Genomic DNA, 15,838 nt, shown 5'->3' with positions numbered 1-15,838 from the left:
AAATCAACGCCAATAGCAATAGCAAAATTGACATAAGCCTAAAAAAATAATAATGAAAAATAATACAATATCCGGCGCCGAAGCCGTTATTAGATGCTTATTAGAAGAAGGAGTAAATTTGGTTTACGGCTACCCAGGTGGTGCGATTATGCCCGTTTACGATGAATTATATAAATTTAAAGATCAATTACACCATGTTTTAGTACGTCATGAACAAGGCGCTACCCATGCAGCACAAGGTTTTGCAAGAGCGACTGGTAAAGTAGGAGTAGCGATAGCCACTTCAGGTCCGGGAGCCACAAATTTAGTTACCGGAATTGCAGATGCTCAGATTGATTCGACTCCCATGGTGTGCATCACGGGACAAGTAGGGAAACATTTATTGGGATCTGATGCCTTTCAGGAAACAGATATTATTGGGATATCGACTCCGGTTACCAAGTGGAATTATCAAATTACCGAAGCTTCTGAAATTCCGGAGATCATGGCAAAAGCTTTTTATATTGCTAGATCAGGTCGTCCAGGGCCCGTATTAATTGATATTACAAAAAATGCTCAGTTTGACCAAATGGAATTCAGCTATAAAAAATGTACCAGCATCAGAAGTTACAATCCAAAGCCGATTTTAAATCTGGAAAAAGTTAAGGAAGCAGCTGCAATTATTAATACGTCCAAAAAACCTTTTATCGTATTTGGTCAGGGAATTATCCTTGGTGAAGCCGAAGAACAACTCAAAGCATTTGTTGAAAAATCAGGAATTCCCGCCGCTTGGACTATTTTAGGACTTTCGGCATTGCCTACTGATCATCCGCTGAATGTAGGGATGTTAGGGATGCACGGTAATTATGGTCCTAACGTTTTGACGAATGAATGTGATGTTTTGATTGCCCTTGGAATGCGTTTTGATGATCGTGTCACCGGAAATCTGGAAACCTATGCAAAGCAAGCAAAAGTAATCCACTTTGAAATTGATTCAGCCGAAATCGATAAAAACGTAAAAACAACGGTAGCCGTTTTAGCAGATGTAAAAGAGTCTTTGACCGCTTTACTTCCTTTTATCGAAAATAACACACATGAATCCTGGCACAATGAATTCAAAGAAAAATATGAAATTGAATTAGAAGCCGTAATCAATGACGAGTTAAAGCCTAAGAAAGAAGGAATTTCTATGGGAGAAACGATTGAAATGATTAACAAGCATTCTAAAGGAGATGCCATTATGGTTTCGGATGTAGGACAACACCAAATGTTTGCCTGTCGGTATGCCAAATTCAATTCGACCAAAAGTAATGTCACTTCAGGTGGTTTAGGAACCATGGGATTTGCATTGCCTGCTGCGATTGGTGCCAAAATGGGAATGCCAAATCGAGAAGTAGTAGCCATAATTGGAGATGGAGGGTTTCAAATGACCATTCAGGAATTAGGAACTATTTTCCAGACTAAAGTTCCTGTGAAAATTGTGGTCTTGAACAATGAATTTTTAGGTATGGTTCGTCAATGGCAACAATTGTTCTTTGACAAAAGATACGCTTCGACCGAAATGATCAATCCTAATTTTATAGCCATTGCTGAAGGCTATTACATCAAAGCAAAAAAAGTAACCAAAAGGGAAGATCTTGATGCGGCTGTTGCCGAAATGATGACTTCAAAAGAATCCTATTTCCTGGAAGTTATGGTAGAAAAAGAAAATAACGTATTCCCAATGATTCCAACAGGAGCATCGGTATCTGATATAAGATTGAGTTAATCCCCATCCCAACCCTCCCCGAAGGGGAGGGAGATTGAAAGAGAAATTGTTAATAGATTATATTTTTGAATTAGTAATAAAAATTATAAACATACCCTAAGCTAGTTTCGGCACTCCCTCTTTTGGAGGGGGCTGGGGGAGGATAAAAAACATGGAAAATAAAACATTCACCATTTCTGTTTATTCAGAAAACAACGTTGGCTTATTGAACAGAATATCTGGAATATTCTTGAAACGCCATATCAATATTTTGAGTTTAAATGTATCCGAATCGGAGATAGAAAGTGTTTCCAGATTTATTATCGTGGTGAATACTACCGAAAAATGGGTACATAACATTGTAGGACAAATCGAGAAACAAATTGAAGTCATCAAAGCTTTTTATCATATTGACGAAGAAACTATTTTCTTAGAAAATGCATTATTCAAAATTGAGTCGAGCTTGCTATTTGACGAAAAACAAATTCAGAATATCATCAAAGAAAGCCATTCCGAGATAGTTACAGTAGCCAGAGACTATTTTGTGATTTCAAAATCGGGACAACGTGCTGAAATTGAATCATTGTACGATAAATTAAAACCTTTTGGAATCATGCAATTTGTTCGTTCCGGGAGAATATCAGTTTCCAAAGCAAAAATGGAGATTTCAACATTATTAGAAAAACTTTCTTAAAAGTGTTCAGTCGCTATGTAGTTTGTCATTCCGACCAAGGAAGAATCTCAATCTAATAAGCATTAATTATTACAATTATTAAATTTTACAATCATTAAACAATAAAAAATGGCAAATTATTTCAATTCATTACCACTCAGATTACAATTAGAACAATTAGGTGTTTGCGAATTCATGGATCAGTCTGAATTCGTAGACGGAATTAAAGCTTTAGCAGGAAAAAAAGTAGTCATTGTAGGGTGTGGAGCACAAGGGTTGAACCAAGGGTTGAACATGAGAGATTCTGGTTTGGATATTTCTTATGCTTTACGCGCCGATGCAATTTCGGAACAAAGAGCTTCGTTTAAAAATGCATCTGATAATGGATTCAAAGTGGGAACGTATGAAGAATTAATTCCAACAGCTGATTTGGTATGCAACCTTACACCAGACAAGCAACATACAGCTGTAGTTACGGCAATCATGCCTTTGATGAAAAACGGATCAACGCTTGCTTATTCTCATGGTTTCAATATTGTAGAGGAAGGAATGCAAATTCGGAAAGATATCACTGTAATTATGTGTGCGCCAAAATGCCCTGGATCAGAAGTACGTGAAGAATACAAGAGAGGTTTTGGTGTACCCACTTTAATCGCGGTTCACCCCGAAAATGATCCAAACGGAGCTGGTTTTGAACAAGCAAAAGCGTATGCGGTTGCTACTGGTGGTCACAAAGCCGGGGTTTTAAACTCTTCATTTGTAGCCGAGGTAAAATCAGATCTAATGGGAGAACAAACCATTCTTTGTGGCATGTTACAAACCGGTTCTATTTTATGTTTCGATAAAATGGTTGAAAAAGGAATCGAGCCTGCTTATGCTTCAAAATTAATTCAATATGGTTGGGAAACAGTTACAGAAGCTTTAAAGCATGGTGGAATTACAAATATGATGGATCGTTTGTCTAATCCCGCAAAAATTGAAGCGTATGAATTAGCAGATAAATTAAAAGACATCATGCGTCCGTTGTTTCAAAAACACATGGACGATATTATCTCTGGCGAATTTTCCAAAAATATGATGATCGACTGGGCTAATGATGATATCAATTTATTGACTTGGAGAGCTGCAACTGCAGAAACTAACTTCGAAAAAACAGCACCAACAGCTGCACATATTTCAGAACAAGAGTATTTTGACAATGGTGTTTTGATGATTGCCATGGTGAAAGCGGGTGTCGAATTGGCTTTTGAAACCATGACTCAAACAGGAATTATTGAAGAATCAGCGTATTATGAGTCTTTACACGAATTGCCTCTGATTGCCAATACAGTAGCCCGAAAAAAACTGTATGAAATGAACCGAATCATTTCGGATACTGCAGAATATGGTTGTTATTTATTTGATCACGCCTGCAAACCATTGTTGATTAATTTTATGAAAACGGTAGATACTAATGTGATAGGGAAACCTTTTTCAACTTCAAATGGAGTTGACAATGCGGTTCTTATTGCAGTAAACAAAAGCATTCGTCAACATCCAATAGAAGAAGTTGGGGAGTGGTTGAGAGAATCCATGACTGCGATGAAAAAAATTGGATAAAAAAATTAGGAATTACCACACAAGAGGGTGTGTTGGGATTAGCGCTATACCATTGGTTTTATAATATTTTGAATTAGTTAAAATTTATTAAAGAAATAGTATGAATATAGTCGCTTTTACATTCACTTAATGTCGAGCGAGATTGAACATTAAGTGAAGTAATCCCTAATAACTTATAAAAATGGTGCAGTATAATAGCGATTGATCTTAAATAAATCACTGCGAAAATTTTTAGCGATTGGTGTTTTATTACAACTGAATAGGTTGGTTGGTTAGTTATAGTTCAAATAAAATACTATTTGTCGTTACTAAATTAATTGTTAGGGATTTTTTGTTGATACAAAAAGCGGAGGTATTTATATATTTCCGCTTTTTGTGTTTTACATATTCCCTCAAAAAAGTAAAAATTAATCATATTAGTAATTAAAAGCTATTTATATTGAATAATCCATTTTTTTTCCTGGGTATTTATAGTCTAAATAGTATTAGGAATAGACTTAGATTTAATACTTTTATAAAAAATTAAAACATGAGCTACTATAAAATTGAAAATTTAGAACAATATTTTAAACATTACAATAAATCAGTTCGTGAACCTCGAAAATTTTGGGGAAAAATAGCAGAGGAAAATTTTACATGGTACCAACAATGGGATAAAGTTGTTGATTTTAATATGGCTGAAGCCGACATAAAATGGTTTACTGAAGCCAAAGTGAATATTGTAAAAAATTGTATCGACAGACATCTTGCAAAAAGAGGCGAAAAAACGGCTATTATTTTTGAGCCGAATGATCCTTCAGAAGCAGCATTGCATATTACCTATAATGAATTGCATCAACGGGTCTGCAAAATGGCAAATGTGTTGCGTGAGCAAGGCATAAGTAAAGGAGATCGCGTTTGTATTTATTTGCCTATGATCCCAGAATTAGCCGTTTCAATATTAGCATGTGCCAGAATTGGCGCCATACATTCTGTTGTTTTTGCTGGTTTTTCAGCTTCTGCGGTATCAGCCAGAATTAATGATAGTGAATGTAAAATGGTTATTACTTCTGATGGTGGATTTCGTGGTAACAAAACAATCGACTTAAAAGTAATTGTTGATGAAGCGTTGGAAAAATGTCCTTGTGTTGAAAAAGTTTTAGTTGCCAAAAGAATTCATTCAAAGATCAATATGAAAGCAGGTCGTGACCAATGGTTGGAACCACTTTTGGATCAGGCTTCAGATAATAATGTAGCCGAAATCATGGATGCTGAGGATCCGTTGTTTATTTTGTACACCTCCGGTTCAACAGGAAAACCCAAAGGAATGGTTCACACCACTGCAGGGTATATGGTGTATACTGCCTACACTTTCAAGAATGTATTCAATTATGAAGAAAATGATGTTTTTTGGTGTACCGCTGACATTGGCTGGATTACCGGACATTCCTATATTCTTTACGGCCCGTTATTGAACGGAGCTACGACCGTAATTTTCGAAGGCGTTCCGTCTTATCCTGATTTCAGTCGCTTTTGGCAAACCATCGAAAAACACAAAGTTACCCAGTTTTACACGGCGCCAACTGCTATTCGTGCGCTTGCAAAAGAGAATGTAGAATTTGTATTAAAATACCCATTGAAGTCCTTAAAAGTTATTGGGTCAGTTGGTGAACCTATAAACGAAGAAGCTTGGCATTGGTACAACAATCATGTTGGGGACAGAAGATGTCCTATTGTAGATACTTGGTGGCAAACTGAAACAGGAGGAATTATGATATCGCCTATTGCATTTGTTACCCCAACAAAACCTACTTATGCCACGTTGCCATTACCCGGAATTCAACCCGTACTAATGGATGAAAAACGAAATGAAATAGAAGGGAATCAGGTCGTTGGTAGTTTGTGCATCAAATTTCCATGGCCAGGAATTGCCAGAACAATCTGGGGTGATCATCAGCGCTACAAAGACACGTATTTCTCTGCCTTTCCAGGTAAATTTTTCACAGGAGACGGTGCTTTACGTGATGAGGTTGGGTATTATAGAATCACAGGAAGAGTAGATGATGTGGTAATTGTTTCCGGTCATAATCTGGGAACAGCACCTATTGAAGATGCTATAAATGAACATCCTGCTGTTGCGGAATCAGCCATTGTAGGTTTTCCTCACGACATCAAAGGGAATGCATTATATGGTTTTGTAATCCTTAAAGAAACCGGAGAAACCAGAAATAAAGAAAACTTAGCCAAAGAGATTAATCAGCATATTTCAGATCATATTGGGCCTATTGCCAAGTTAGATAAAATTCAGTTTGTTAACGGTTTACCAAAAACACGCTCCGGAAAAATCATGAGACGAATCCTTAGAAAAATTGCAGAAGGAGATTATTCTAATTTTGGAGATATTTCTACCCTATTAAATCCAGAGATTGTAGAAGAAATAAAAGAAGGAAAGTTGTAATACCATTTATGTCAAAATAACAATTAGAACATCCAATTTATTAAATAGCGTCTTTTAATTCAAAACCCTTTCAAAGTTTAAACTTTGAAAGGGTTTTTTAGTTTAAAATGCAATATGACAAGAGGTTGCATTTCATTCAAAGAAAATAAAATAGCTGTAAATACCAGTACAAGATGTTAATGTAAACACAATGCGGAGCTGGTTTTTGACTGCTTAGAATAGGTAACCTATCTTTACCTTTAAAGCTAAATTTACTATGATTCAATTTGAAAAAAAATACAACATCGCACTCTGGTTAGACAAATGGTTTATTGAAGATTTTGGTTTAGATCCAATAGTGGCTTTGTATTTGAAACTTTTGATGCTTATTTTTGTATTGTTTTTAATAAGTTTTTTGTCTTGGTATTTAACGAAAATAATCATAGTTCGTTTTGTGCACAAAATTTTTTTAAAAACAAAAATAGTTTGGGATGATGTCCTGATAGAAAGAAGAGTTTTTGAAAAAATAGCCTATTTAGTCCCTGCTTTCATCATTATCATGGTTGCTCCATACATCTTTGGAGATTTTCCAAAAGCAATTGAGTATATAATTATTCTATCAAATATCTTTATAATTTTAGTAATAATACGTTCTGTTATTACTGTATTATCAGTCTTTGATGAAATAGTGTCCAATACCTTAATTTTAAAAGATAAACCGATTACCAGTTACATTCAGGTACTTAAAATTGTAGTCTATTTTATTGGAGGAATACTGGTTTTATCCATCATGTTAGGCAAAAGTCCTTTCTATTTTCTTGGGGCAATGGGCGCCATGACGGCTATTTTACTTTTAATTTTCAAAGATACCATTCTGGGGTTTGTTGCCAGTATTCAAATGTCCGTGTATGATATGGTTCGGGTAGGAGACTGGATTTCGATGCCAAAATATGATGCGGACGGCGATGTGATGTCAATCAATTTAAATACTGTAAAAGTTCAAAATTGGGACAAAACGATCACTACAATACCCACTTATGCTTTTATCACAGACTCTTTCAAGAACTGGCGAGGTATGAGTGATTCTGGCGGGAGACGAATAAAAAGAGCTATTTATTTAAAAGTCAGTAGTTTTCAGTTTTGTGATGAAAAAATGCTCTCACAATTCAAAAAATACAAACTAATTCAAAATTACATCACTCAAAAAGAAAATGAGGTACAAAAAACTAATTCGGAAATATTGGACAATGAGATCGTTTCAGTAAATATCAGGAGGCTGACTAATATAGGCGTTTTTAGAATCTATGCTGAAAAATACATTACGGCTCATCCCAGTATTAATAAAGACATGACTATAATGGTGCGTCAGCTAGAATCTACATCGAAAGGATTACCACTAGAAATTTATTGCTTTAGCGCAGAAAAAGAATGGTTAAAATACGAGACTATTATATCTGATATTTTTGATCATCTATTTACCATCACTTCTGAATTTGAACTCGAGGTTTTTGAGGAACCTACAGGAAATGATTTTCGGAATTTCAACCGGTAATTTAAGGGGTATCTTCAAAGACAATTGATGAAGCAATTGCATGTATTAACTAAAATTAAACAATAAGGCCAGTTTTTTTTATCATTTGTTATACCCATACTAGCAAACAAATCCATAAATTTACTTTTGTATGAAAGATAAACAAGTAGTAATTATTGGTGGTGGGTTAGCTGGACTGACTTCGGCTATACATTTATCTAAATTAGGGCTTCAGGTGACGGTTATTGAAAAGAATAGTTATCCAAAACATAAAGTGTGTGGCGAATACATCTCTAATGAAGTGATGCCATATCTCAATTGGTTGGATTTAGATATAGCCCATTTAAAGCCGACACACATTACAAAACTTGAGTTTTCTACTGCAAGAGGAAAAACAATACAAAGTATTTTACCTCTTGGTGGTTTTGGAATCAGCCGTTTTGTTTTAGACGAATATTTGTATAAAAAGGCTATCGATAACGGGTGTACAATACTAAAAGATCAAGTAGAAAATGTTCATTTTGAGCAGGATAAATTTATAATAACCACGACAAATTTAATGGTTTTAGAGTCCCAAATGGTGATTGGTGCTTTTGGCAAACGTTCTATTATTGACCAAAAAATGAATCGAGAATTTATTCATAAAAAATCACCTTGGCTGGCCGTAAAAGCACATTATTCTGGAAAATTTCCCAATGATGTAGTGGGTTTGCATAATTTTAAAGGAGGCTATTGCGGTGTTTCTAAAGTTGAAAACGAAGTGATTAACATGTGTTATCTAGCCGATTATAAAACGTTTAAGCAGTTTAAAAACATTACTGAATATCAAAATACTATTGTTTCTCAAAACCCACACTTAAAAACCCTTTTTGAAACCGGTACATTATTGTTTGAAAAACCATTGACCATAAGCCAAATCTCTTTCAAAAAGAAACACGCCGTTGAAAACCATGTTTTAATGATTGGAGATACAGCAGGATTAATTCATCCTTTGTGCGGAAACGGAATGGCTATGGCGATTCATAGCGCCAAAATCGCATCAGAATTAGTAGTTCAATTTTATAACACCGAGATTAAATCCAGAGCCGAATTAGAAAAGCGATACCTGCAAGAATGGAATTTAAATTTTAAGGGAAGACTTAAAATGGGACGGTTTTTATCCAATATTTTACAAAAACAAAAACTTTCAGCAGTATTGATGCGCATATTAATTATATTTCCATTTTTATTGCCAAAAATTATAAAAAAAACACACGGAAAACCAATCACTCTTCACTCGTAAATGACACTAAATACCAAATATAGAACTGATAAACCGGAAATCATGGATGATTTTGCCATGGAAGGTGAGATTTTACGTGATGCCTTAGATAAAATTGCCCGGATCAATCAGCTTTTAGGAGGAAACCAGTTAACTCTAAGAGGAGTACAAGAACTTGTTCAGGATTCCAAATCTAAAGAAATTGTTATTATAGACGTGGGTTGTGGTAATGGGGATATGTTGCGAACCCTGGCTGATTTTGGTCTTAAAAACAACCTAAATTTCCAGTTAATAGGCATCGATGCTAACAATTTTACAATTTCACATGCACGACAATTATCAGATAAATATGCTAATATCAGTTATCGTTGCGAAGATATTTTTAATGAATCATTTAATGATCTAAAGTATGATATTGTTTTGTGCACTTTGACGTTACATCATTTCAAAGACGATGAGATTATTCGATTATTGAAAGTTCTTTATAACAATACATCCATCGGAATTGTAATAAATGATTTACATCGTAGCGCCATTGCCTATCGATTATTTCAGGCATTATGTGTTGTATTTCAGTTGAATGCTATGTCACGAGAAGACGGATTAATATCAATTTTAAGAGGTTTTAAGAAAGAAGAATTGATAGCGTTCTCGAAAAAATTAAATTTTAAAAACTATAAAATTCATTGGAAATGGGCTTTTAGATACCAATGGATAATTTCAAAAATATGAGTGTAAAAATTAAAACCGTAACCAAACAGCTGCCTAAATATTCCAGAACAACAGCTGAAATAATTCCTTTTTTGGATGCTTGGCTAGTGGGACAAGACGAACGATTCATCAGAAAAGTAAAGAAAATTTTTGAAGGTGCAGCTGTAGACAAACGCTATTCCATAATGGATCCGATAGAGGTGTTTACCAAAACTTCATTTGAAGAAAGAAATGCTATTTATGTTCGTGAAGTCATTGATTTAGGTGAAAAAGTATTAGCAAAAGCTTTAAAAAAAGCAAATTGGAATCCGCAAGATTTAGATTATATCATCACGGTAAGCTGCACCGGAATTATGATTCCGTCTCTCGATGCGTATTTAATCAATACATTGAAGTTGCGTCAGGATATAGTAAGGCTTCCCGTGACCGAAATGGGTTGTGCCGCCGGGATTTCAGGAATTATTTATGCTAAAAATTTCTTGCAGGCCAATCCCGGAAAACGAGCTGCGGTAATTGCCGTAGAAAGTCCCACGGCTACGTTTCAACTCGATGATTTTTCGATGGCAAATATCGTAAGTGCTGCGATTTTTGGTGATGGTGCCGCTTGCGTTTTACTTTCCTCGCATGAAGAGGACGAAGGTCCTGAGATTGTAGCAGAGGAGATGTATCATTTTTATGACAACATCCACATGATGGGTTTCAAACTCACCAATTCAGGATTGCAGATGGTACTTGATATTGAAGTTCCAGAAACGATTGCTTCTCATTTTCCGGATATTATTCATCCTTTTTTAGAAAAAAACAATTTAAAAATGAAGGATATTGACCATCTTATTTTTCATCCCGGTGGAAAGAAAATCGTGCAAACTGTTGAGGCTTTATTTTCTGGTTTAGGTAAAAATATTGATGATACCAAAGAAGTTTTACGTTCCTATGGCAATATGTCCAGTGCCACAGTTTTGTATGTTTTAGAACAAATCATGGATAAGCAGCCTAAAAAAGGAGAAAAAGGATTAATGCTGAGTTTTGGACCCGGATTTTCGGCACAACGAATTTTATTGGAGTTTTAGCTCCACAATGCGGGAATAGAAAAACTATGAAAAAAGAAGAAATTATAGCAAACTTACCGTATTCCAAACCTTTTTTGTTTGTGGATGAAATTCTGAAAATCGATGAAAATGCAGTGGAAGGTGCCTTTACTTTTGATGAAAACCTTGATTTTTATAAAGGTCATTTTAAGGAATTTCCAGTTACTCCAGGCGTAATTTTGATTGAAGTCATGGCGCAAATTGGATTGGTTTGTCTTGGCCTTTTTTTATTAGATGATTCATTTAACTATAGCACTTCAATTTCCTTAACATCAAGTGATGTAGAGTTTTTGAAACCTGTTTTTCCAAAAGAAAAAGTGACTGTGATTTCAGAAAAAATATACTTTAGATTTGGAAAATTAAAATGTAAGGTCATCATGAGAAACGAAAAAGGAGAAACTGTTTGCACAGGAACAATAGCGGGAATGATCCTCACCCCAACCCTCTCCAAAGAAGTGGGACTCAAAACCGAATTAAAATAAATTAAGCAACAGTATAATTTAATTCTTTTCAATATTTTGTAACTGTAGTACTCTATTTGGTAGTATTAAAATTATTATTTTTTTGCCATTGTTATTGAAATTGAATATTATTTAACATTAAAAAATGAACAAAAGAGTAGTTATAACAGGTCTTGGTGTAGTTGCTCCAAATGGAGTAGGTCTCGATGCTTTCACTCATGCCATCAAAAACGGAATTTCCGGGATCAGGCACGACGCTGAGTTGGAGCGATTGCAATTTTCTTGTCAAATTGCTGGAAAACCCGAGATTTCAACGGAATTAACATGGCACTATTTTACGGATTTAGAACTTAGAAACTTCAATTCGACAGGGATTTTATATGGTGTAATTGCCGGAATTGATGCTTGGAAGGATGCAGGATTATCATTGGAAATTAACGAAGAACCGGATTGGGACAGCGGAACTATTTTTGGAACAGGAACTTCCGGAATTGATAAATTTCGCGAAAGCATTTATAAAATAGATGATTTACAAACGAGAAGACTGGGAAGTACAGCCGTAGCGCAAACAATGAATAGTGGTGTGAGTGCGTATCTGGGTGGAAAATTAGGACTTGGAAATCAAGTCTCTACTAATTCTTCGGCCTGCACGACTGGCACCGAAAGTATTTTAATGGCGTATGAACGCATCAAATCAGGGCAGGCAAAACGTATTTTAGCCGGAAGTACCAGTGATTCCGGCCCGTATATTTGGGGCGGATTTGATGCTATGAAGGTATGTACTTTTAAACATAATGAAACACCAAAACAGGGTTCTAGACCAATGAGCACAGCTGCTTCCGGATTTGTTCCCGGAAGCGGAGCAGGTGCTTTGGTCTTAGAAGATTTAGAAAGTGCGATTGCACGTGGCGCACGAATTTATGCGGAAGTTTTAGGTGGAAATATCAATTCAGGAGGGCAGCGCGGTTTAGGAACCATGACTGCACCAAATCCGGTTGCGGTGCAAAGATGCATTCAAAATGCTTTGACAAATGCCGGAATTTTAGCCAGTGAAATTGACGCAATCAACGGTCATCTGACAGCCACTTCCAAAGATAGTCTTGAAATTCAGAATTGGAGTGAGGCTTTAAATCGAAAAGGAATTGATTTTCCATACATCAATTCTTTAAAGTCGATGGTTGGACATTGTTTAAGTGGCGCCGGTAGTATTGAAAGCGTGGCTTCGGTACTGCAATTGCATCACGGATTTATTTTCCCGAATATCAATTGTGCCGATTTGAATCCAGAAATAACAGCACTAATTGATGAATCAAGAGTTCCACGACAACGACTTGATATAGAAATAAATACATTAGCAAAAGCCAGTTTTGGTTTTGGTGATGTGAATGGGTGTGTAATTTTTAAAAAATTTAAAAATTTAAAAAATGAACCGTAAATTCCCCAATTTGTGGTAATTTTTTTGGCGTTAGAAAACGAAATGTACTTAAGTGCTGTAAAATCAATATTAATTATGAACAAACAAGAAACTATTCAGGAGCTAAAAGCCATTGTAAAACCATATATTCTGAATCAAGAAGCTTTTGACTCACTCACTGAAGATACGGATTTCATCAATGATTTAAAGATAAACTCCGCTAATTTAGTAGATGTTATTTTGGATATAGAGGAAAAATATAATATTTTGATTGATAACGAATCAATGGAACGCATGATAAATGTAAAAGCAGCTATGGCTATTATTGAAACCAAATTAGCTGAAAAAAGTAGTGAATCACCAGAAAAATGATAGGAAATGACCTTGTCGATTTGGCTTTAGCCAAAAAAGAAAGCAATTGGCAACGTAACCGCTTTTTAGATAAAATATTTACTAAAAACGAACAGCTGTTAATTTCTAATGCCGTAAATCCAGAAGTAATGGTTTGGAATTTATGGTCCAGAAAAGAGGCGGCTTATAAAATCTACAATAGGGAAACAGGAATTCGAGGTTTTTTTCCTTTGCAACTGGAATGTTTTTACGAAAACACAACATTAGGAACTGTTTGTATAAAAGGAAAAATATATTTTACCCAAACTAAAATAGATCAGGATTGCATTCATACCATTGCTGTTGCCGGGAAAGAGTATTTCAAAAAAATTGAAAACTTGAATTCCGCCGATGCTATCTTTAAAAAAAATGGAATTCCTTACCGTATTGATGCGCATTCAAAAATGAAGAAACCCGTTTCCATCAGCCATCACGGTCGTTTTTGGAAAGGAATAACCCTATGATTTTTTTGCAAAAAGCACTTTTTTTTTCATACAATAGGGCGAGATTTATAAACAATGGTTACATTTGAACCTGTTGCAATTTTAAAAACAACAAAAAGTATCTTTTATAACGTATAGCAATTTATATTTAATGCAAATCATTCATAAAATAGACGATTTTCTATTTACGCTTTTCCCGAAATTAGTCGGGGGGGGGGTAATTCATTATTAATCAGTGAATTAGAATCGTATTATACTTTTGGTTCTTTTGCCCCAAAAGTTTCCATTACTGAGGATTGGGTTACCATAACCATTGACACTTCGGCAATCCTGCTTCAAGAAAATGATTTCCGCAAAACGGTAGTCCTTTGTGAAAAAGGAAACTATCAAGAAGCAAAACCCATTTTACAAAATCTTATCGAGAACAATCCTACCAATTCGGAATTCCATCGAATTATGGGACAAATCCTGTCTGATCAAGGTCATCAGGATGCAGCGATAAATAGTCTGATTGATGCATTGCGCTGGGATTCTAAGAATCATTGGGCGTTGCTGATGATGGGAAATATTTTTGCTAAGTTCAAGAATGATATTCCTACGGCAATGTTGTACTATGATCAGGCTTTGGTGGTGAATCCAAAAGATGCTATTACAATGAATAACATTGGAGCAAACCTTATGCAACAAGGGAAGTTGGATGAATCCAAAAAATATTTTTTGGAAGCTATAAAAATAAATGATCACTATCCAAATACTCATTTTGCTCTTGGAATGTTAGCCGAAATTCAAAATGATTTAGAATCCGCTTTTGACAGTACTTTGAAAGCTATAAAATGCAATTCAAATAAAGATATACTGTACAAGAATTCAGTAAATCAGGCTTTTGATGTTGCGAATAAAATTATTTCTAACACTGATGGGAATTCGCTTTTTGCAGAATACAAGCATCAATTAGAATTTGATTGCGGAAAAGAAATTGATGTTCTAGTAGATTCTGAAATTCCAACGGCAGCCAAGATTGAGTTTGCTGAAAACTACAATCGGATTAAGCACATCGTTCGGTATAAACCCAATTATCCTGCCGTAGCACACTTGGTTCTGCACGAATTAGCACATCTTGATTTTGTAATTCAAGCGAGAAAACGGGGATTAAATCAGCTTTTTACGGCTACTCCACAAAACAGAGCTGTTTTTTTGAAAACGGTACAACCTACTATTGCCAAGTTGCATGGAATGAATATTCCAGAGCAATCGATTACTCAATTCTGTACTGGTTTATTTGACGGGTTAAATTTGCAAGCCTACAATACTCCAATAGATTTATTCATTGAGGATTTTATATACAACGAATTTCCCCAATTGAGATCGTATCAATTTCTGTCGCTTTACGCTTTGATTCAAGAAGGCTTGAAAGCCGTAACTGATGTGACTGTTATTGAACTTTCGCCTGCAACACTACTTTCTAAATCTAAGATTTACAACTTGGTAAATGCCTTACAGTTTAAAGCATTATTTGGTTTAGATTTTATAAACGATTTTAATGCCACTCCAGCCGAATTACGCAAAGCCGAAGATTTTTATGCTGAATTTCTCGAATACAAAGACAATCGTAAACCTGCCGAAGAATATGAATTGGTACAACATTGGGCCGAAGATTTACAGATTGACTCTTATTTTGAATTGGAAAATGAGGACGAATACCGCAAACGATCTGATGTAGATACTTTTATTGAAAAATTAGAAAAAGATCCTTTTGGTCTACACGACGATACTGCTTTCAAAGAGAAGGAAATGGAACAGTTTCTCAAAAACCAAGAACATATTGGGACTAATATGGCAGTCACGATGTTTATGGTTGATGCTTTGCAGTATTTTAAGGATGTACCGCTAGAGGAAGTCAAGAAAATAGCCTTTGAAATCGCAATGCAAGGGACACAAGGTTTTGACCCAAATCAAAAAAACTACATCGTAGGTAGCATTCCAAACAAACGGTTTTCGGGTTATCACATTTTAGCATATTATTATGTGAGTTGGATGTTAGCTGTTCCTGAAATGGTTTCTCAGTTGCAATTGCCTTTTGAAGAGGAATATAAAGTAGCATTGACACTTTTTAAATCGAAATAAA

The 15,838-nt window shown here is 35.3% G+C and carries 13 protein-coding genes; all 13 read left to right on the top strand.

The window, feature by feature from the left end; genetic code table 11:
• Window positions 1-52: 52 nt before the first annotated feature.
• Window positions 53-1,747 (top strand): biosynthetic-type acetolactate synthase large subunit, encoded by a 1,695-nt coding sequence (gene ilvB, locus EKL95_RS06120; protein WP_126563773.1) that lies wholly within the window; start codon window positions 53-55, stop codon window positions 1,745-1,747.
• 151 nt (window positions 1,748-1,898) lie between these two features.
• Window positions 1,899-2,420 (top strand): acetolactate synthase small subunit, encoded by a 522-nt coding sequence (gene ilvN / locus EKL95_RS06115; RefSeq protein WP_126459729.1) that lies wholly within the window; start codon window positions 1,899-1,901, stop codon window positions 2,418-2,420.
• 108 nt (window positions 2,421-2,528) lie between these two features.
• Complete coding sequence (gene ilvC, locus EKL95_RS06110) at window positions 2,529-3,998, top strand: ketol-acid reductoisomerase (RefSeq protein WP_126553235.1); 1,470 nt, start codon at window positions 2,529-2,531, stop codon at window positions 3,996-3,998.
• A gap of 529 nt (window positions 3,999-4,527) precedes the next feature.
• Window positions 4,528-6,435: an acetate--CoA ligase gene (gene acs, locus EKL95_RS06105; protein WP_126563772.1), complete on the top strand. Its 1,908-nt coding sequence runs from the start codon at window positions 4,528-4,530 to the stop codon at window positions 6,433-6,435.
• 256 nt (window positions 6,436-6,691) lie between these two features.
• Window positions 6,692-7,966: a mechanosensitive ion channel family protein gene (locus tag EKL95_RS06100; protein WP_126563771.1), complete on the top strand. Its 1,275-nt coding sequence runs from the start codon at window positions 6,692-6,694 to the stop codon at window positions 7,964-7,966.
• A 130-nt stretch (window positions 7,967-8,096) separates the two neighbouring features.
• Window positions 8,097-9,227 carry an NAD(P)/FAD-dependent oxidoreductase gene (locus EKL95_RS06095; protein WP_126459717.1) on the top strand — a complete coding sequence of 377 codons (1,131 nt, stop codon included), beginning with the start codon at window positions 8,097-8,099 and terminating at the stop codon, window positions 9,225-9,227.
• Window positions 9,228-9,938 carry a methyltransferase domain-containing protein gene (locus tag EKL95_RS06090; RefSeq protein ID WP_126514928.1) on the top strand — a complete coding sequence of 237 codons (711 nt, stop codon included), beginning with the start codon at window positions 9,228-9,230 and terminating at the stop codon, window positions 9,936-9,938.
• Window positions 9,935-10,987: a type III polyketide synthase gene (locus EKL95_RS06085; RefSeq protein ID WP_126563770.1), complete on the top strand. Its 1,053-nt coding sequence runs from the start codon at window positions 9,935-9,937 to the stop codon at window positions 10,985-10,987. Before EKL95_RS06090 ends, EKL95_RS06085 begins: the two co-directional genes overlap by 4 nt.
• 26 nt (window positions 10,988-11,013) lie before the next feature.
• The gene (locus EKL95_RS06080) at window positions 11,014-11,487 is read left to right on the top strand and encodes a 3-hydroxyacyl-ACP dehydratase FabZ family protein (protein ID WP_126563769.1); all 474 of its coding nucleotides are present in this window, start codon (window positions 11,014-11,016) and stop codon (window positions 11,485-11,487) included.
• A 124-nt stretch (window positions 11,488-11,611) separates the two neighbouring features.
• Window positions 11,612-12,901 carry a beta-ketoacyl-[acyl-carrier-protein] synthase family protein gene (locus EKL95_RS06075; protein WP_126563768.1) on the top strand — a complete coding sequence of 430 codons (1,290 nt, stop codon included), beginning with the start codon at window positions 11,612-11,614 and terminating at the stop codon, window positions 12,899-12,901.
• 75 nt (window positions 12,902-12,976) lie between these two features.
• Window positions 12,977-13,252 carry an acyl carrier protein gene (locus EKL95_RS06070; protein WP_126451608.1) on the top strand — a complete coding sequence of 92 codons (276 nt, stop codon included), beginning with the start codon at window positions 12,977-12,979 and terminating at the stop codon, window positions 13,250-13,252.
• Window positions 13,249-13,734 carry a 4'-phosphopantetheinyl transferase superfamily protein gene (locus EKL95_RS06065; RefSeq protein WP_126563767.1) on the top strand — a complete coding sequence of 162 codons (486 nt, stop codon included), beginning with the start codon at window positions 13,249-13,251 and terminating at the stop codon, window positions 13,732-13,734. The genes EKL95_RS06070 and EKL95_RS06065 overlap by 4 nt, the downstream gene beginning before the upstream one ends.
• A 435-nt stretch (window positions 13,735-14,169) precedes the next feature.
• On the top strand, window positions 14,170-15,837 hold the full coding sequence (locus EKL95_RS06060) for a tetratricopeptide repeat protein (protein ID WP_126563766.1): 1,668 nt from the start codon (window positions 14,170-14,172) through the stop codon (window positions 15,835-15,837).
• Window position 15,838: the final 1 nt, after the last annotated feature.

The sequence above is a fragment of the Flavobacterium sp. LB2P53 genome (genome assembly GCF_003970305.1).
Lineage (GTDB): Bacteria > Bacteroidota > Bacteroidia > Flavobacteriales > Flavobacteriaceae > Flavobacterium.
The sequence above is the reverse complement of the archived record's forward strand: the minus strand, read 5'-3'. Positions and strand labels throughout refer to the sequence as shown.